This is a genomic window from Pseudomonas sp. 2848 (assembly GCF_003253945.1).
Taxonomy (GTDB): Bacteria; Pseudomonadota; Gammaproteobacteria; order Pseudomonadales; family Pseudomonadaceae; genus Aquipseudomonas.
The window spans coordinates 131,266-147,309 of the sequence record NZ_QKZD01000007.1 but is presented as its reverse complement, the minus strand read 5'-3'; the positions used below and the strand labels follow the sequence as shown (position 1 = coordinate 147,309).

Here is a 16,044-nt window from a genome sequence, read left to right as displayed (position 1 = left end):
TGATCGCGACAAACTTTGATCGAGGATGGTCGGGCCTCTCGCTCGATTTGAGGGAGAAAGTTGTCAGTATTTACGTGCTGACGAGGCTAGAAATCGCCCGTTTCGCCCTGAATTTCCGGTGATATATGGTCGATTTCTGCCGGGGGTAAGCCGTTTTCCTTCGCCTCTTGGTGCTTGCTCCGCCGAACGATAGCTAGAAGATCACCTGCGGAATGTGCGGCACGGTCGAGACCTATTGGAAGCTCATGAAAGCTGTTGGGGACCAGGCCTCGAAAGAGCTACAGCGTAAGTTCGGAAAGTTGTTCCAGTGACCTGATTTTCGAATTTGCATCCTCCCTTGGGATGGATCCTGAACACCGCCACAGCCCGCGTCGGCACTGGCGTTGGCGGGCGGTGACGGTTTTTTCTGTCTCGGCTATGTCTCGGCGTGCAGCGCGGCAAAACCCTGCTGATCGAGCTGCTGATGCCAGGCCTCCAGGGCGCGGCGTTTCAGCGCCTCGGCGGTGGTGTGGATGTAAGTGGCGTCCAGATCCTTCATGGCGTGGTTGAGCAGCAGCTCACCGACCATGTAATCCACCCCCAGGTCGGTCCACGCCGTGCGGGCTACCTTCCTGAGGTCGTGGCTCGACCATGCGCCCTGGGCCAGGTCGCTGAACAAGGTGCTGGCCTTGCTCGGGCTCAGCGGCGCACCGTGGCTGCCGGGGAACAGCAACGGCCCCGTGTAGCCCCAGGCAGTCTGCAGACGCTGGTAGCGGCGCAGCAGCGCACAGGCCTGAGCAGTCAGCGGCAGCGTGTGCTCGGCCTTGGTCTTGGTGTCGCCCGCCGGGATGAACCAGCGCCCCGCGTCGAGGTTGAGGTGGCGCCAGCGCGCCAGCCGGGTCTCGCCCAAGCGCGAGCCGTGGCACAGCATCATCAAGGCCAGCATGCTGCCCGCCGGCTCGACTTCGAAGCGTTCGGCCAGCCGCGCCAGCAGGTCTGGCACATCGTCCCCGCGCAGCCGCGCCGGCTTAGGCCGGATCCGCGTCCTCACGAAGTCGGTAAACCTCAGCGCCGCCAGCGGGTTGGCCGCCAGCAGCTCCAGGCGCAGGGCCTGACGGAACGCCACCGCGAGCACGCCATAGACCGAACGCACGAAGGACAGGGCGTAACGCTCCTGCAGCGGCCACATCAGCTGCTGGTCGATCAGCTGTTTGTTGATCGCATCCAGGCGCTGCTCCCCCAGGCGCGGCAGCAGGTGACGGTCCAGAGCCGACCGGACGCTGGCCTTGCGCTTGGCCGACAGCCCCCTGTCCCGGTTCATCCGGTCGCGGTACCACACCAGCACCTCGCCCACCGTCGTCCAGCTGGTGGTGGTGGACTTGGCGCTGGCATCGGCCGCCCGGCGCGCCAGGATCGCCGGCAGCGTGGCAAGCATGGTCTTGGTGTTGATCCCCGGGTAATCCCCGGCCTTGCCCCAGCGCTGGCGAAACACCACGTGCCAGGCGCCCCGGGTGCGGTCGGTGGTCGAGTAGCGAAAGCGCAGTTCGCGGTGGCGGGTATCGCGCAATTGACTTGCATCCCCGGCGGCGTGCCGGCGGATCTCGGCATCACTGAGGGTGACGGTCAGGGTTTTAGAACCGCTCATGGGCCCCTCCCTTGTAGCGCTGGGCATAGCTGCCCCGCCCCGCCTCGATCTCATCGTCGCTGGGCAGCGTGCCCGCGAAGTCGGCGAAACGCCCGTATTGCCCCTCCTGCTGAACGATGCAGCTGCCGACGCGGGCGTGCCGGCACTTGGTCATGAGGATCTCGGTCAAGCCGTTCTGGCCCTCCTCGCTGTCCATGTCGCGATGGACCATCAGGATGCAGCTGGCGTCAGCCTCGATCTCGCCGGAGTCGCGCAGGTCGCTGGACTGCGGTTTCTTGCCGACGCGCTTGGTGGATTCGCGGTTCAGCTGCGCCAGCTCGATGACCGGGATGGCCAGCTCCTTGGCCAGCTGCAGCAGCGCCTTGCTGATCTGGCCCACCTCCTCGTTGCGGCTGCGGCCGGCGCGGTCGCCGCGCACCAGCGTCAGGTAATCGACCACGATCCCGGCCAGGCCGTGCTCGCGCTGACACTGCCGCGCCGTGGCACGGATGCTCGCCGGGGTCTGCACCGGGTCGTCACAGACGAACAACGGCGCCTGCTGGGCCTGGGCCACCGCACTGACCATCCGCGCCCAGTCGTCGTCCTGCATCCGGTCGGGGTTGTCCAGGCGCTGGAGGGACACGCCGCCCAGCGAAGCAATGGCGCGCAGGCCCAGTTCTTCGCCCGGCATTTCGATGGAGAACACCAGCCACGGCTGCCGTGCCTTGATGGCGTTGTGCTGGGCGATCTGCAGGGCCAGGGTGGTCTTGCCGCTGCCGGGCAGGCCGGCGATCACTGTAACCTTTTTCGGGCGGATGCCCTGCACCAGCTCATCCAGGGTGTCGAGGCCGGTACCGGGCCAGGCCGGGGCGTTGCCGTTCAACTTGTCATCGACCAATTGCGCCGCCGCCCCCATCCACGCGTCCAGGCGCTTGAAACCCTTAGTCTCGCCGTCCAGGTCACGCAGTTCGGCCATGGCCTGTTGCGCGGTGGCGATCACCTCGGTGGTCGGGGCGCCCGCCTGGACCATTTCTTCGGCCTGGCCGGCAATGTCGAGAATGTGACGGATAACGCCCCACTCCTTCACGTGCTTAGCGTAAGCCTTCCAGTTGGCCACCGAGGGCACGTTGCGGGCCAGCTCGGCGGCATAGGCCATGACCGAGTCGCTGCTGGGCAGGTGGCGGCGCACCATGCCCACGGTCACTGGATCAATCGGCAAGTTGCGGTCGCGGCATTCCTGCATCGCCTCGAACAACGCCGCGTTATCGTCACGGTAGAAGTCGCTGGCCCGCACCTGGCCGAGGATGTCCTCGACCAGGCCGGTGTCCTGCTGCAGGCCGGCCTGTAGCACCGCGCCGAGCACACCATGTTCGGCTTCGTCGCTGAACAACGCCCTCATGCCACCGCCCTCATCGAGGACCAGGTGAAGCCAACGGCCATGCCACCGTTCTGGCGCAAGCGATCCAAGGCACGATCACCGATGTAGGCCTTCAGCCCGTCGACGCCCAGGTTGCTGATCAGCACCGTGGGCAGGACCGCCTGATACCGACGGTCGATGATGGCGTGCAACAGCGCCAGCTCGTACTCGCTGCCCTTCTGACAACCGACCTCGTCGATCACCAGCAGGTCCAGGCCGCCCAGGTGCAGCACCACGTCGCGGTCGGTGTAACCCGCTCCCGGCACCATCGAGGCGCGGGCGAGGCTGATGATGTCGCTGGCCGGGATGATCAGCGCCCGACACTGGTCGGCCACGACGGTGCGCACAATCGCGCTGGCCAGATGGGTTTTGCCGCAGCCGACATTGCCGGTCAACAGCAGCGAGCGGCCGGCGCGGAAGTGGCTCGGGAACTGCTCGGCGTAATCGCGGCACTTGCTCAGGGCCTTGCGCTGCTGATCGGTGTCGGCGACATAGCCATCGAACGTCGCGTCAGCGAAGCGCGGCGTGATGCCGGCCCCGATCAGCGCCGCGGTGGTGCGCTCAGCACGGGCCTGGCGCTGGGCCAGCGCGTAGGTCTCGGAATCACGCGCAGCCAGGTGCAGCGCCTCCCACTGGCAGCGCTTGCAGCCGCGCACCAGCATTGAACCATCCAGCTGCTCGACCTCGCTCATGTCGACCTCGCCGTGCACAGGGCACTGGCCAGCGAACGCGCGTTTGGCTGGGGCGCGGTGGAACAGATCAGAAATTTGCACGGCCATTTTCGCTCTCTAGGTACATGTCGGGGGTGTGTTGCGGCAGGTCGTTGAATGACCCCGTGCGCGCGGCGCCGGCTGGCAGGGCCTTTTCTGGAAACAGTCCTGTCCAGCCGTTGCTGATGGACTGCTTGATCACAGCGTCAGCTGCCGGATGATTGGCCAAGGCCTGGCCCTGCTGCTTGCAGCTGGTTGCGGTGAGCGGCTTGCGGATCTCTTGGCGGTGTTTGCACCAGTCAGTCCAGACCTCAGGCGAGACGTTGACTGGCTTGGCAGTCAGGGGATCGAACTTCTCCGACTTGCCCGCTGCAGGCTTGCCTGCGCTCCGCTTACGGTTATGGGTGGTTACTTGATGGTTATATGATGGTTCGGGTGCATGCTGTGCGCCCCGTTCTGTCGTGGCGTGCACCCCGTTCTGTTCTGGCATGCACCCCGTTACGTCGTGACATGCACCCGGTGCACGCGGTGCACCCCGTTCGACGACCAGGTCGTAGCAGGTCGGAATGCGGTCGCGCTGGTTGATAAAGGCGGCTGGAATGGCCGGATTCCCACGGCGGATCACTCCGGAACGCTCCAGATCGCGAAGCCTGTACTGAACCGTGCGCGTGCTCAGCCCGGTATCGGTCGCAAGACGAGCAACCGATGGAAAGGCTGCCCTCCCGTCCTGATCGGCATAGTTGGCCAGGCACAGCAGCACATGGCGAGCGTGTGGTTCGACTACGTCCTGCTGCTGCAAGGCCCATGTCATGGCTTGAACGCTCACCGCAGCCCCCTCCGAGCCCGCTCGATGTAGCCCGCGCTGTGCAGACTCTGCTCAAACCACAGGGGGCTGTTGCGCCACATAGAGCCCGGGTTTCGGGCTTCTTTCGCCTCGTCGGAATCCCAAGTCGAAAGAAGCTCTCCATCCCCCTCTACTGCTCGAATGATGTCGGCCAATGGCCCGCGGAAGAACTCCCGATCTTTAGAGACGCGCCGATCAGCCAGCGCAGCATGAACCAGCTTCTCCCAGGCCAGCGCGTTGTCATGCTCACCATGAAAGAGCACCTGATATTCAGCAGGAACGCCTGTTCCGCGAGACAGCTCAATGGCGCGGCGTCGAGGCGAGTAGGCAGTCATGCCCACCTTGTAAACACCTGGCATAGCCACGCTGCCCATGATGTAGATGAACCCGTAAGTGCTGCTCATCATTCAAATCTCCAACACAGCGGTGATCCGCTGAACAAACAGGTCGTAGGGTTCTGCCAGGGTGATGCCCTGGTCTTCCAGGTCGGCGCGTCGACGCTTTGCGGCCTCGTAGATCAGCCGGCGATCACGCTCACAAAGACGGCTTGCCCTGGCCTCCACTGAGGTGTGCCCGCCGGTTGCGGTTGCGAGGCGGGGTGTCATCAGCGGCTCGAAATACGCCTCGCTGATCACAACCGAGTCAGTCGGGCTAGGACCGAAAAACGGAATGGTGTTGTCGGTCATCGCGTAGCCCTCAGCTTGATCTTGAAACGGTCCTGCGGAATCTCCGGATGAGTGGCGCGCTCCGCCGTGACGTACGTGCACTGCGCAACGAACTGGTCGAATCGGCGCGTGATTGCTGCTTTGGGCCAAATGGCGAAGGGCTGCCCGCCCTCGCCTGCGTGCCGGCTGCGCACCATGGCGAATGGCAGCGGCGCGCCGGACACCTCGCGCATCACCGCGTTGACCACCCAGGCGGGCAGGCCGTGACGGTGGTTGATGCGGTCGCGGATCGTGGTGATGGTCTCGAAGCCGCTCGGCACCGTATCGAGGTAGCGGACCTGCTCCAGCCTGCTGGTGCGGTCTTCCACCTGCGCCAGCGCCTGCTGCTGTTCCACCTGCTTGCGCTCGATAACCACCAGTTGGTTTGCACTGGCCGCGATGAGCTCAGCATGGGTCATGGGTCGCTGATAAGCGCCTGTGCGGCGGATGGCAGGCAACACTTCATCGAACACCCAGGATTCAAACTGCTGTGCCACGGGCATTGTGCTGTTGACGATGAGGCGCAAGGTGTCGCCTTCAGAAAGAAGCCGAACCTCTTGCAGCCCGCCGCCGGTTTGAAGGGGGTAGCGTTTCACGCCCCCCTTGCAGTGGCGACCAATGGCATCGCTCGGATTGGCGTAACGCAGCAGACTGCACACGTCTTTTGCGACAAACCACGGCTCACCGCTTTCGTCGGTCACCACACGCACCTGCACGCCTTGAAAGTTGAAAGGACTCAAGTTCATGCCTCGCCTCCACACGAAGGTGCGACACCAGCATGGGCAGCAATCACCAGAGCCAAGGCGCTCTCAGCAGCGAAATACACAAGAGTGGCTTTATTGGATACGGCCGCTTCCTGCATCAGTTCACGGATGCCTCCCAACACCGCCTCCAGACGGTAGATAGCAGCGTCGAGCGATTCGTGAATTGGTATTTCGGCAATTGCCTCCAATACCTCGTGCAGGCCCTGGTGGGCGAAAGAGTGAGCAACAGTTTGAGGTTGAGCGATCATTGCTCACCCCCACTCCCCGCCGCTGCGGCGACACCTTTCTCAACCGAAAAGATCAGCGCGCTTACCGTTTCACCGAGAAAGCAAAGTGCGGCCATACCATCGCAGTACGCAATTTCCCCCGTGTTCAGACTGTCATACATATGCTGACAGAGTTGGCTCATACCCGAAGACAGCGTACGTGCAGCACGCAGCGCATCCTGGGCCTCCATGCCGGCCTCAACACAGAGCAATTGATCGCTGGTATTTGAGATAGGGGTATCAAGCAAGCCAATTTTGCGAGTTAGGATCGGTTGCGCCAGGGTGGTGTGGGTGGTATTTTCTGGGCGTGACATATCGTTCTCCCGGAACGAAGATTCAAGAGAGTCCCTGCCAGGGGACCAGTGAGAGAAACCCGCTGCCAGGCGGGTTTTTTGTTGCCCGACGAAAGTTATCCGGACAGCAAAAACAGAGAGATAGGTACTTTTATGAGATGCTCCGCATGTCACTGGATGGGCATACAGAGCCACTAAGCCCAGGTGCGCCGGCGGCAGTTTTGCCAGATGATCCACCCACCTTCTGGCGGGCTTCGACCTGAGCAATTAGAGGGCAGAGGGATGCGGCACTTACAGCGCCTCCGGTGGCGAGCTCCGCAAGAAATGCCTTTTCAGCGCTGATTTTTATGGACCCAGAAAGCCAATAGGAAACGGTAGCCTGGGAAACACCCAGCGCCTTCGCGGTCAACGACTGGGTGCCAAAATGCTGTATCAGCCTGCTGATTGAACGGGCCATCGAAGGGGTCTCTGATAAGTCAATTTATATGCTGCACAGAAGCAGACTTCTTTGCAAGCAAATAAGCATCTTTATAGGATCGTCGGATGAATCTCTCTCAAAGAATCAAGGCCGCAAGAAGCCACGCGAACCTCACCCAGAGCCAGCTCGCTGAGAAGGTGGGGATAGCCCAGACTGCGATCAGCCAGCTGGAATCTGGCAAGACCCAGCGTTCTACATACCTTTTCCAGGTTGCTGCTGCGTGTGGCGTATCAGCCGCGTGGCTGGCTACCGGCACGGGCGAAATGTTGGATGTGCAGCGCCACGGACAAGAGCGTGAGCGTCAGTCCAGGGAGGGCCATGGAGAAGGCTTTAGCGAGGTGAACTCTGCGGGCGTCACGGCGGGGCTTGACCCTATTTCACTCTGGGATGACGACACTCCACTCGATGATGACGAGGTTGAGATTCCATTTCTTCGAGAGGTTGAATTGTCTGCAGGAAGCGGTCGCACGGTGATTGAAAGAAGCTCTACTGCAAAGCTCAGATTCGGAAAACGCTCGCTGCGGGCGCACAATGTCCAGTTCGACCAGGCCGTCTGTGTGGTGGTATCGGGAAACTCCATGGAGCCTGTCTTGGCCGATGGAAGTACGGTTGGGGTGAACATCGGCCAAAGACAGGTTGTCGACGGAAAAATGTACGCCATTAAGCATGATGGTCAGCTGCGGGTGAAGGTCCTGTATCGGGTACCGGGCGGTGGCGTTCGCTTCCGCAGCTTCAATCAGGGCGAGCATCCAGACGAGATCTACACGCCGCAAGAAATGGCTGAGAAGTCGATCGAGATCATCGGCCGCGTGTTCTGGGGCGCATCATTCTTCTAGTCCATGCGTGTTGCCAAAAGCCCGGCTAAGCCGGGTTTTTTTGTGCCCATCAACCGTAGAAAATCAACCCATTGATGGAAAATATAAGCAAATGCTTGCCAGCAAATATCAATGTGCTTATATTTAGGTTGTCTGCTCACACACGGAGGTGCGAAATGCATAGCGTAATCAGCTTCAGAGGCATGGAAGGCAACGTTGGAGTGCTTGCCGCTCAAGAACTGAAAGCAGCGCTTGGCATCTGCTGCGGCCTCGGCAACAAAGAGATCGCCAAGGAGCTGGACTGCTCGCCTGCAACCATCAAGAAATCCATTGAGCGGATCTTTTACAAGCTCGGCATCAATAGCCGCTCCGCAGTGCCCACCGAGCTTTTCTATCGAGGTATTGCCCGAAAGCTATCCGTATTCATGTGCGTGGCGTTTATCGGCCAAGCAACTCTAAGCGATGAACACCTCATTAGGACCCGTCGAGGCGGAGGCGACGGAGAACGGAAGGTGGAAAACCGTGTAGCTAGCCGGCGTATCGAATGCACCTTTGTTACGGCGTAAAACTTTCAACCTGATCTGATCAACCTCAATTTTTGCGAATGCCATAAATCGCGGCAGGCCCTCGGCTTGTCTGGAAAAGGAGCATCACCATGTTGTGTCTATCCCGAAAAGAAGGCCAGTCGATTGTCATCGGCGACGGCATCACCGTGAGAGTGCTGGAGGTGAACGGCTCCATCGTGCGCATCGGCGTTGAAGCTCCAAAAGGCGTGCCGATCGACCGAACCGAAGTTCGTCAGCGCAAGCTGCAGGAGGCTGGTCATGGCCTTTGAATACGGTTCCCGGGAGGCTGACAAGTTCGTGGTCCGACTGCCAGATGGCTTGCGCGACCAAGTGGCCCACGCAGCAGATGCAGATGATCGCTCGATGAATTCGCTGATTGTGAAAGCGATCCGCGAATACCTCGATCGAACTGCGCGCGCCAACGTTCTTCTCAATGTGCTCACCCAAGCGGCAGAAATCAGAGGCGGGCAGCCATGACACAGCGCAAGCCAACTCGCAACGAATTCGAGGACCTGGGTGAGCGCCTGGTGCGCTTTGGCAAGGCACTGAAGGACAGCACCACCAGTGTCGGCCGGCTCAACCAGTTGGCCCGCGAGTGCGGTATCACTCTGCGCCTGCGCGCCGTCGCCGACACCGAGGGCGCATCCAATGAACATCCTCGCTGAAATGACGCTCCAGCGCGCCAGGCCCCCGTCTGAGCTCAATGCAGCGCGTTGGCGTGACAACCACAACCTTATGAGTCAGGAGGAATAGCGATGGGAGTAGCGGAGAATCTGCCCGACGACCAGGGGCACGACAAAGTTACCGAAAAACGGATGGGGGAGTTGGTGGGGTGCACAGCGAAGGCGCTACAGCGCAGGCGCGAGAAAGGACTCATCCCCAACTGGGTGTGGATGAAGATCAACGGCAGGATCATGTACAGCAAAAGGAGATATGACGAATGGATCGAAAGCCTGTGGACCTGCCGGCCGGAGTCGAGCTTGTCGGGCGCTCAATCCGAATTCGCTTCACCTGGAACAAGAAGCGGTGCTGCGAGACGCTCCCCCTCCCTCAGACCGCGAAAGGGATCGCAGCAGCAGCGAGTCTACGTTCTCAAGTAAAGGGCCTGGATAAGCTCGGTGCGCTGACGGCAGAGAAATACGCTGAGCTGTTCCCCAATACCCGCAGCGTGGCGGTGCAGGAGCAGACAACTCCGATCTTCTTCGACTACGCGCAGGAATGGCTCAACAGCCTGCAGATCGTTGAAGGCACCCGACGAAACTACAGGTCAGCCCTGCAGGTGTACTGGATTCCATACCTGGCCGAAATGCCGATCGATACAATCACATCGGTACGACTGCGCAAGATCATGAACAACATTGAATGGACTTCGCCGATCCGCCGCAAGGGCGTCGTGGGTCTGCTGGTGTCTATTTTCCAGCAGGCGATAGTAGACGAGCTCATTGTCCGAAACCCTGCACTGTCCATTCCAGGGGCGAAAGTGCCCAAGCGCGAGGTCGATCCGTTCACGAAAGATGAGGCGGATTCGATCATTGCCCACCTGTACGAAACGACGAACGGCATAACGGCCATTTACGCAGCCTATTTCGAGTTCTGCTTCTACACCGGAATGCGGCCAGGAGAGGTGATGGCCCTGCGCTGGAGCGAGATCGACAGGCGTGGAAAGGCCGCCAACGTGTGCCGCATTCAGATCCGTGGAATGATCCAGGATCGCACCAAAACGAAGCGCACCCGGAAAGTTCTATTGAACGATCGCGCGCTTCACGCGCTCGAAAAAGCCAGACCGCTCACCGAGGCTCGTTCAGATTACGTGTTCGCGCCCAGTGGGACGGGTGACCGCTCGGAGATGTTCATTCGCTCCGAGACGAGTCAAAAACGCTACTGGCTGGCAGCACTGTGGAAGCTTGGTATCAGGCGCCGCAGGATGTACGACACGCGCCACACGTACGCGACTATGTGCCTGATGGCCGGCATGAACCCGGCATTCATCGCCGCGCAACTCGGGCATAGCGTGCAGGTTTTGCTTTCCACGTATGCCAAGTGGATCAACTCGCCTAACGACTGGGCTGAGCTTGATAAGCTGAAAATGCTGGAAAGTGGTACAAAAGTGGTACGAGCTAAAAGCCAGTAACGCCAAGAGTGCCGAAACTCAAAGGGTCTACGTTACATGTGCGGATTAGCAGGAGAGTTACGTTTCAGCCCCCTCGACCAAGCCCCTCGCCCGGCGGACCTCGCCGCGGTGGAGCGCATCACCCACCACCTGGCGCCCCGCGGCCCCGACGCCTGGGGCTTCCATAGCCAGGGCCCGATCGCCCTCGGCCATCGCCGCCTGAAGATCATGGACCTGTCCGACGGCTCGGCGCAGCCCATGGTCGACAATGACCTGGGCCTGGCCTTGGCCTTCAATGGGGCCATCTACAACTTCCCCGAGCTGCGCCAGGAACTGCAAGACCTGGGCTACCGCTTCTGGTCGGACGGCGACACCGAAGTGCTGCTCAAGGGCTATCACGCCTGGGGCGCGGCACTGCTGCCCAAGCTCAACGGCATGTTCGCCCTGGCCATCTGGGAGCGCGACAACCAGCGCCTGTTCCTGGCCCGCGACCGCCTGGGCGTCAAACCCTTGTACCTGTCGCGCAACGGCGAGCGCCTGCGCTTCGCCTCGACTCTGCCGGCGCTGCTCAAGGGCGGCGATATCGACCCGGTGATCGACCCGGTCGCGCTCAACCACTACCTGAACTTCCACGCCGTGGTGCCCGCGCCGCGCACCCTGCTGGCCAATGTGCAGAAGCTCGAGCCCGGCACCTGGATGCGCATCGACCGCCATGGCGAAGTCGAGCGACAGACCTGGTGGCAGCTGCACTACGGCCCGAACCCTGACGAACGTGAACTCGACCTGGAGGGTTGGACCACCCGCGTGCTCGACGCCACCCGCGATGCCGTGGCCATCCGTCAGCGCGCGGCGGTGGATGTCGGCGTGCTGCTCTCCGGCGGTGTCGATTCCAGCCTGCTGGTCGGCCTGTTGCGCGAGGCCGGGGTAGACGACCTGTCGACCTTTTCCATCGGCTTCGAGGACGCCGGCGGCGAACGCGGCGACGAGTTCCAGTACTCCGACCTGATCGCCCGGCACTACGGCACCCGTCACCACCAGTTGCGCATCGCCGAGCACGAGATCATCGAACAACTGCCGGCGGCATTTCGCGCCATGAGCGAACCGATGGTCAGCCACGACTGCATCGCCTTCTACCTGCTGTCCCGGGAAGTGGCCAAGCATTGCAAGGGTGTGCAGAGCGGCCAGGGTGCCGACGAACTGTTCGCCGGCTACCACTGGTACCCGCAGGTCGATGGCGCCGAGGATGCCTTCGCGGCCTATCGCGAGGCTTTCTTCGACCGCAGCCACGCCGAGTACCGCGCCACCGTGCAGGCGCCCTGGCGGCTGGATACCGACGCGGCAGGTGATTTCGTGCGCGAACACTTCGCCCGCCCCGGCGCGCCGGACGCGGTGGACAAGGCGCTGCGCCTGGACAGCACGGTGATGCTGGTGGACGACCCGGTCAAGCGAGTCGACAACATGACCATGGCCTGGGGCCTGGAGGCGCGCACGCCGTTCCTCGACTACCGCCTGGTGGAGCTGTCGGCGCGCATCCCGGCGCGCTTCAAGCTGCCTGATGGCGGCAAGCAAGTGCTCAAGCAGGCGGCGCGGCGGGTCATCCCCCACGAGGTGATCGACCGCAAGAAGGGCTACTTCCCAGTACCCGGCCTCAAGCACCTGGAAGGCGCAACCCTGGGCTGGGTGCGCGAGCTGCTGACCGACCCGAGCCAGGATCGCGGCCTGTTCGACCCGGCCATGCTCGACCGCCTGCTGAGCAACCCGCACGGCCAGCTCACGCCACTGCGCGGCTCCAAGCTTTGGCAACTGGCGGCCCTGAACCTGTGGCTCAGCGAACAAGGAATCTGACCGATGAAAGCCCAAGAGATCGCCTACGGCCAGCGCTTGCTGCGCGGCCAGGCGCCATCCTACGAGCGCCTGCAGGCGCGCCTGGCCGGTGATGGCAGCGAGCCTCACGACCGGCCACGGGCGCTGCACTGTGGCTGGGGGCGGCTGCTGATCGGGCATACCTACCCCGATCCGCTCAGCCTGGCCGAAGACCTGCTGCAGGAGCAGGCGGGCGAGCGTGACATCGCCCTGTACGTCGCGGCCCCCCAGCAGGTGCTGGCCCAGGCCCCGCAGCAACTGTTCCTCGACCCCTCCGACACCTTGCGCCTGTGGTTCACCGACTACCGCCCCGCGCAACGGGTGTTCCGCGGCTTCCGCATCCGCCGGGCGCAGGGCCCGGCGGACTGGCAGGCAATCAACACGTTGTACCAGGCCCGTGGCATGCTGCCGGTCGACCCTGAGCTGCTTACCCCGCGCGAGCTCGGCGGGCCGGTGTACTGGCTGGCCGAGGACGAGGACAGCCAGGCGGTGATCGGCAGCGTCATGGGCCTGGACCACAGCAAGGCCTTCGACGATCCCGAACACGGCTGCAGCCTGTGGTGCCTGGCGGTGGACCCGCAGTGCACGCGGCCCGGCGTCGGCGAAGTGCTGGTACGCCACCTCATAGAGCACTTCATGAGCCGCGGCCTGGCCTGCCTCGACCTGTCGGTGTTGCACGACAACCGCCAGGCCAAACGGCTGTACAAGAAGCTCGGCTTTCGCAACCTGCCGACCTTCGCCATCAAGCGCAAGAACGGCATCAACCAGCAACTGTTCCTCGGCCCTGGCCCCGAGGCGACGCTCAACCCCTATGCGCGGATCATCGTCGACGAAGCGCTGCGGCGCGGCATCGAGGTGCAGGTCGACGATGCCGCCAGCGGCTTGTTCACCCTCAGCCTGGGCGGGCGGCGGATCCGCTGTCGCGAATCGTTGAGCGACCTGACCAGCGCCGTGACCATGACCCTGTGCCAGGACAAGCGCCTGACCCGCCACGCCCTGCACAATGCCGGGCTGCAGGTGCCGGCGCAACAGCTGGCGGGCAATGCCGACGACAACCTGGCGTTTCTCGACGAACATGGCGCAGTGGTGGTCAAGCCGGTTGATGGCGAGCAGGGCCAAGGGGTGGCGGTCAACCTCACGACGATCGATGAAGTCAGCCATGCCGTGGAGCAGGCCAGGCGCTTCGACAGCCGTGTGCTGCTGGAGAGCTTCCATGCCGGCTGCGACCTGCGCATCCTGGTGATCGGCTTCGAAGTGGTGGCGGCAGCGATCCGTCACCCGGCGCAGGTGGTCGGCGACGGCAAGCACAGCATCCGTGCACTGATCGAAGCGCAGAGCCGTCGGCGCCAGGCCGCCACGGGCGGCGAGAGCCGCATTCCGCTGGATGACGAAACCGAACGTACGCTCAAAGGCGCGGGCCTGGGTTACGACGACATCCTCCCCACCGGGCAACGCCTGGCCGTGCGCCGCACCGCCAACCTGCATACTGGCGGCACCCTGGAGGATGTCACCGAACGCCTGCACCCGGTGCTGGCCGACGCCGCCGTGCGCGCCGCCCGCGCCCTGGAGATCCCTGTGGTCGGCCTGGACTTCATGGTCCGCGATGCCGAGCACCCGGACTACGTGATCATCGAAGCGAATGAGCGCGCCGGGCTGGCCAATCATGAGCCGCAACCGACGGCCGAGCGCTTCGTCGACTTGTTGTTCCCGCATAGCCGGGCTTTGGCCTGAAATCCATCGCGGGGCAAGCCCGCTCCCACGTGATTGCGTGGGAGCGGGCTTGCCCCGCGATGAGGCCCTCGAAACGAAGGAGTGATCCTGATGCCTGAGAAACACCCCGAACCCGATCTCGACTACCTCAAACGCGTCCTGCTGGAAATGCTCGCCATCCCCAGCCCCACCGGCTTCACCGACACCATCGTGCGCTACGTTGCCGAGCGCCTGGATGAACTGGGCATCCCCTTCGAGCTGACCCGTCGCGGCACCATCCGCGCTACCCTCAAGGGCCGCCAGAGCTCGCCTGACCGTGCCGTTTCGGCGCACCTGGACACCATCGGCGCCAGCGTCCGCCAGTTGCAGGACAATGGCCGCCTGGCCCTGGCGCCGGTGGGCTGCTGGTCGAGCCGCTTCGCCGAGGGCAGCCGGGTCAGCGTGTTCACCGACACCGGCGTGTACCGCGGCAGCGTACTGCCGCTGATGGCCAGCGGGCACGCCTTCAACACCGCCATCGACCAGATGCCGATCAGCTGGGAGCATGTGGAGGTGCGCCTGGACGCCTACTGCAGCACCCGCGCCGACGCCGAAGCACTGGGCATCGCCATCGGCGACTTCGTCGCCTTCGACCCCTTGCCGGAGTTCACCGAAAGCGGCCATATCAGCGCACGCCACCTGGACGACAAGGCCGGTGTCGCTGCGTTGCTGGCGGCGCTCAAGGCCGTGGTCGAAAGTGGCCGGCAGCCGCTGATCGACTGCCACCCGCTGTTCACCATCACCGAGGAGACCGGCTCGGGTGCCGCGGCCGCCCTGCCCTGGGATGTCAGCGAATTCGTCGGCATCGACATCGCACCCGTGGCACCGGGACAGGCATCCAGCGAGCACGCGGTGAGTGTGGCGATGCAGGACTCGTCGGGGCCCTACGACTATCACCTGTCGCGCCACCTTCTGAAACTGGCCGGCGACCGCGACCTGCCGGTGCGCCGCGACCTGTTCCGCTATTACTTCAGCGACGCCCACTCGGCGGTGACCGCAGGGCATGATATCCGCACCGCCCTGGTGGCCTTCGGCTGCGATGCCACTCACGGCTATGAGCGCACCCATATCGACAGCCTGGCGGCGCTCAGCCGGCTGCTGGGCGCCTACCTGCTCAGCCCCCCGGTGTTCGCCAGCGACTCGCAGCCAGCCAGTGCGTCTCTGGAGCGCTTCAGCCACCAGCTGGAGCACGATGCGCAGATGGAAAGCGACACCCGGGTGCCGGCGGTGGACAGCCTGGTGGGCAACAAGGGCTGAGAGCAATCTGCAGGAGCGGCGCTGCGCCGCTCCTGCACAGGCTTCCTACGCCAATCGACTGCGCATGACAGAGGATTTCACGTAGCATGCGCACATCCCCATCACCACTGCGCAAACCCATGCTGATCCCCCACGACCAACTCGAAAGCGAAACCCTCACCCGCCTGATCGAGGACTTCGTCACCCGCGACGGCACCGACAATGGCGACGACACGCCGCTGGAAACCCGAGTGCTGCGGGTACGCCAGGCGCTGGCCAAGGGGCAGGCGTTCATCCTGTTCGACCTGGAAAGCCAGCAATGCCAGTTGCTGGCCCGGCATGAAGTACCACGGGAACTGCTGGAGTAACGGCTCATCAGGCTCGCTGCTTCTCCAGTTCCAGGGCCTTGATACGTTTGTAGACTTCTACCCGGTGCACCTCCACCTCTCGAGGTGCGCAGATGCCGAAGCGCACCTGGCCGTTCTCCACCGACATCACCTGAATCCGGATGCCCCCGTCAATGACGATGACCTCGCCCACTTCGCGTCCGATAACCAGCATCTCCGTTGCCTCTCGCTCAAGGGAAAATCGGAGACTGCCTCGCCAGCTTTCGCCTACTCAATCCT

Annotated in this window: 21 protein-coding genes; 10 read left to right on the top strand and 11 right to left on the bottom strand. The window is 63.0% G+C overall.

The window, feature by feature from the left end; all coding sequences use genetic code 11:
* Nucleotides 1-415: 415 nt before the first annotated feature.
* The 10 genes from DFS21_RS15560 to DFS21_RS27305 all read right to left on the bottom strand — a co-directional run bounded on the left by DFS21_RS15560 (nucleotide 416) and on the right by DFS21_RS27305 (nucleotide 7,058).
* Nucleotides 416-1,624: a site-specific integrase gene (locus tag DFS21_RS15560; protein WP_178082024.1), complete on the bottom strand. Its 1,209-nt coding sequence runs from the start codon at nucleotides 1,622-1,624 to the stop codon at nucleotides 416-418.
* Entirely contained in the window at nucleotides 1,611-3,002 is a 1,392-nt protein-coding gene (locus DFS21_RS15555; protein ID WP_111532622.1) for a DnaB-like helicase C-terminal domain-containing protein, read from the bottom strand. Before DFS21_RS15555 ends, DFS21_RS15560 begins: the two co-directional genes overlap by 14 nt.
* Entirely contained in the window at nucleotides 2,999-3,799 is an 801-nt protein-coding gene (locus DFS21_RS15550; protein WP_111532621.1) for an ATP-binding protein, read from the bottom strand. The genes DFS21_RS15555 and DFS21_RS15550 overlap by 4 nt, the downstream gene beginning before the upstream one ends.
* Nucleotides 3,780-4,556, bottom strand: a complete 777-nt coding sequence (locus DFS21_RS15545; protein ID WP_111532620.1) for a helix-turn-helix domain-containing protein — start codon at nucleotides 4,554-4,556, stop codon at nucleotides 3,780-3,782. The genes DFS21_RS15550 and DFS21_RS15545 overlap by 20 nt, the downstream gene beginning before the upstream one ends.
* Nucleotides 4,553-4,981 (bottom strand): GIY-YIG nuclease family protein, encoded by a 429-nt coding sequence (locus DFS21_RS15540; RefSeq protein WP_256591394.1) that lies wholly within the window; start codon nucleotides 4,979-4,981, stop codon nucleotides 4,553-4,555. Before DFS21_RS15540 ends, DFS21_RS15545 begins: the two co-directional genes overlap by 4 nt.
* Nucleotides 4,982-5,260: a hypothetical protein gene (locus tag DFS21_RS15535; RefSeq protein WP_111532619.1), complete on the bottom strand. Its 279-nt coding sequence runs from the start codon at nucleotides 5,258-5,260 to the stop codon at nucleotides 4,982-4,984. It abuts the gene before it with no gap.
* Entirely contained in the window at nucleotides 5,257-6,024 is a 768-nt protein-coding gene (locus DFS21_RS15530; RefSeq protein ID WP_111532618.1) for a Bro-N domain-containing protein, read from the bottom strand. The genes DFS21_RS15535 and DFS21_RS15530 overlap by 4 nt, the downstream gene beginning before the upstream one ends.
* Nucleotides 6,021-6,290 carry a hypothetical protein gene (locus DFS21_RS15525; protein WP_111532617.1) on the bottom strand — a complete coding sequence of 90 codons (270 nt, stop codon included), beginning with the start codon at nucleotides 6,288-6,290 and terminating at the stop codon, nucleotides 6,021-6,023. Before DFS21_RS15525 ends, DFS21_RS15530 begins: the two co-directional genes overlap by 4 nt.
* Entirely contained in the window at nucleotides 6,287-6,622 is a 336-nt protein-coding gene (locus tag DFS21_RS15520; protein WP_111532616.1) for a hypothetical protein, read from the bottom strand. Before DFS21_RS15520 ends, DFS21_RS15525 begins: the two co-directional genes overlap by 4 nt.
* 130 nt (nucleotides 6,623-6,752) lie before the next feature.
* Nucleotides 6,753-7,058, bottom strand: a complete 306-nt coding sequence (locus DFS21_RS27305) for a Cro/CI family transcriptional regulator (protein WP_111532615.1) — start codon at nucleotides 7,056-7,058, stop codon at nucleotides 6,753-6,755.
* An 86-nt stretch (nucleotides 7,059-7,144) separates the two neighbouring features.
* Here DFS21_RS27305 and DFS21_RS15510 point away from each other — a divergent pair, with 86 nt between their 5' ends.
* The 10 genes from DFS21_RS15510 (at nucleotide 7,145) to DFS21_RS15465 (ending at nucleotide 15,786) form a co-directional block, all read left to right on the top strand.
* Nucleotides 7,145-7,915, top strand: coding sequence for a helix-turn-helix transcriptional regulator (locus DFS21_RS15510; RefSeq protein ID WP_111532614.1), 771 nt, complete (start codon nucleotides 7,145-7,147; stop codon nucleotides 7,913-7,915).
* A gap of 155 nt (nucleotides 7,916-8,070) precedes the next feature.
* A complete protein-coding gene (locus DFS21_RS15505; RefSeq protein ID WP_157763501.1) occupies nucleotides 8,071-8,460 on the top strand; it encodes a LuxR C-terminal-related transcriptional regulator in 390 nt (129 codons plus the stop codon).
* Between the two features lie 89 nt (nucleotides 8,461-8,549).
* Nucleotides 8,550-8,729, top strand: a complete 180-nt coding sequence (locus DFS21_RS15500) for a carbon storage regulator (protein WP_111532612.1) — start codon at nucleotides 8,550-8,552, stop codon at nucleotides 8,727-8,729.
* Nucleotides 8,719-8,937 carry a YlcI/YnfO family protein gene (locus DFS21_RS15495; protein WP_096048484.1) on the top strand — a complete coding sequence of 73 codons (219 nt, stop codon included), beginning with the start codon at nucleotides 8,719-8,721 and terminating at the stop codon, nucleotides 8,935-8,937. Before DFS21_RS15500 ends, DFS21_RS15495 begins: the two co-directional genes overlap by 11 nt.
* Complete coding sequence (locus DFS21_RS15490) at nucleotides 8,934-9,125, top strand: hypothetical protein (RefSeq protein ID WP_096048485.1); 192 nt, start codon at nucleotides 8,934-8,936, stop codon at nucleotides 9,123-9,125. Before DFS21_RS15495 ends, DFS21_RS15490 begins: the two co-directional genes overlap by 4 nt.
* A gap of 275 nt (nucleotides 9,126-9,400) precedes the next feature.
* Complete coding sequence (locus DFS21_RS15485; protein ID WP_111532611.1) at nucleotides 9,401-10,591, top strand: site-specific integrase; 1,191 nt, start codon at nucleotides 9,401-9,403, stop codon at nucleotides 10,589-10,591.
* 36 nt (nucleotides 10,592-10,627) lie between these two features.
* Nucleotides 10,628-12,415: an N-acetylglutaminylglutamine amidotransferase gene (locus tag DFS21_RS15480; RefSeq protein WP_111532610.1), complete on the top strand. Its 1,788-nt coding sequence runs from the start codon at nucleotides 10,628-10,630 to the stop codon at nucleotides 12,413-12,415.
* Between the two features lie 3 nt (nucleotides 12,416-12,418).
* On the top strand, nucleotides 12,419-14,164 hold the full coding sequence (gene ngg, locus DFS21_RS15475) for an N-acetylglutaminylglutamine synthetase (protein WP_111532609.1): 1,746 nt from the start codon (nucleotides 12,419-12,421) through the stop codon (nucleotides 14,162-14,164).
* Nucleotides 14,165-14,254: 90 nt separating this feature from the next.
* Nucleotides 14,255-15,439, top strand: a complete 1,185-nt coding sequence (locus tag DFS21_RS15470; RefSeq protein WP_111532608.1) for an osmoprotectant NAGGN system M42 family peptidase — start codon at nucleotides 14,255-14,257, stop codon at nucleotides 15,437-15,439.
* A 119-nt stretch (nucleotides 15,440-15,558) separates the two neighbouring features.
* Nucleotides 15,559-15,786, top strand: coding sequence for a YheU family protein (locus tag DFS21_RS15465; protein ID WP_023630058.1), 228 nt, complete (start codon nucleotides 15,559-15,561; stop codon nucleotides 15,784-15,786).
* A gap of 7 nt (nucleotides 15,787-15,793) precedes the next feature.
* Here the strand turns inward: DFS21_RS15465 and DFS21_RS15460 are convergent, their stop codons facing one another.
* Nucleotides 15,794-15,979: a carbon storage regulator gene (locus tag DFS21_RS15460; protein WP_102684290.1), complete on the bottom strand. Its 186-nt coding sequence runs from the start codon at nucleotides 15,977-15,979 to the stop codon at nucleotides 15,794-15,796.
* Nucleotides 15,980-16,044 lie beyond the last annotated feature (65 nt).

Excerpts from the sequence above, each read along its gene's own strand:
- DFS21_RS15560 (WP_178082024.1), bottom strand. The coding sequence starts at position 1,624 with ATGAGCGGTTCTAAAACCCTGACCGTCACCCTCAGTGATGCCGAGATC.
- DFS21_RS15555 (WP_111532622.1), bottom strand. The coding sequence starts at position 3,002 with ATGAGGGCGTTGTTCAGCGACGAAGCCGAACATGGTGTGCTCGGCGCG.
- DFS21_RS15550 (WP_111532621.1), bottom strand. The coding sequence starts at position 3,799 with ATGGCCGTGCAAATTTCTGATCTGTTCCACCGCGCCCCAGCCAAACGC.
- DFS21_RS15540 (WP_256591394.1), bottom strand. The coding sequence starts at position 4,981 with ATGATGAGCAGCACTTACGGGTTCATCTACATCATGGGCAGCGTGGCT.
- DFS21_RS15535 (WP_111532619.1), bottom strand. The coding sequence starts at position 5,260 with ATGACCGACAACACCATTCCGTTTTTCGGTCCTAGCCCGACTGACTCG.
- DFS21_RS15530 (WP_111532618.1), bottom strand. The coding sequence starts at position 6,024 with ATGAACTTGAGTCCTTTCAACTTTCAAGGCGTGCAGGTGCGTGTGGTG.
- DFS21_RS15525 (WP_111532617.1), bottom strand. The coding sequence starts at position 6,290 with ATGATCGCTCAACCTCAAACTGTTGCTCACTCTTTCGCCCACCAGGGC.
- DFS21_RS15520 (WP_111532616.1), bottom strand. The coding sequence starts at position 6,622 with ATGTCACGCCCAGAAAATACCACCCACACCACCCTGGCGCAACCGATC.
- DFS21_RS27305 (WP_111532615.1), bottom strand. The coding sequence starts at position 7,058 with ATGGCCCGTTCAATCAGCAGGCTGATACAGCATTTTGGCACCCAGTCG.
- DFS21_RS15510 (WP_111532614.1), top strand. The coding sequence starts at position 7,145 with ATGAATCTCTCTCAAAGAATCAAGGCCGCAAGAAGCCACGCGAACCTC.
- DFS21_RS15505 (WP_157763501.1), top strand. The coding sequence starts at position 8,071 with ATGCATAGCGTAATCAGCTTCAGAGGCATGGAAGGCAACGTTGGAGTG.
- DFS21_RS15500 (WP_111532612.1), top strand. The coding sequence starts at position 8,550 with ATGTTGTGTCTATCCCGAAAAGAAGGCCAGTCGATTGTCATCGGCGAC.
- DFS21_RS15495 (WP_096048484.1), top strand. The coding sequence starts at position 8,719 with ATGGCCTTTGAATACGGTTCCCGGGAGGCTGACAAGTTCGTGGTCCGA.
- DFS21_RS15490 (WP_096048485.1), top strand. The coding sequence starts at position 8,934 with ATGACACAGCGCAAGCCAACTCGCAACGAATTCGAGGACCTGGGTGAG.
- DFS21_RS15485 (WP_111532611.1), top strand. The coding sequence starts at position 9,401 with ATGGATCGAAAGCCTGTGGACCTGCCGGCCGGAGTCGAGCTTGTCGGG.
- DFS21_RS15480 (WP_111532610.1), top strand. The coding sequence starts at position 10,628 with ATGTGCGGATTAGCAGGAGAGTTACGTTTCAGCCCCCTCGACCAAGCC.
- ngg (WP_111532609.1), top strand. The coding sequence starts at position 12,419 with ATGAAAGCCCAAGAGATCGCCTACGGCCAGCGCTTGCTGCGCGGCCAG.
- DFS21_RS15470 (WP_111532608.1), top strand. The coding sequence starts at position 14,255 with ATGCCTGAGAAACACCCCGAACCCGATCTCGACTACCTCAAACGCGTC.
- DFS21_RS15465 (WP_023630058.1), top strand. The coding sequence starts at position 15,559 with ATGCTGATCCCCCACGACCAACTCGAAAGCGAAACCCTCACCCGCCTG.
- DFS21_RS15460 (WP_102684290.1), bottom strand. The coding sequence starts at position 15,979 with ATGCTGGTTATCGGACGCGAAGTGGGCGAGGTCATCGTCATTGACGGG.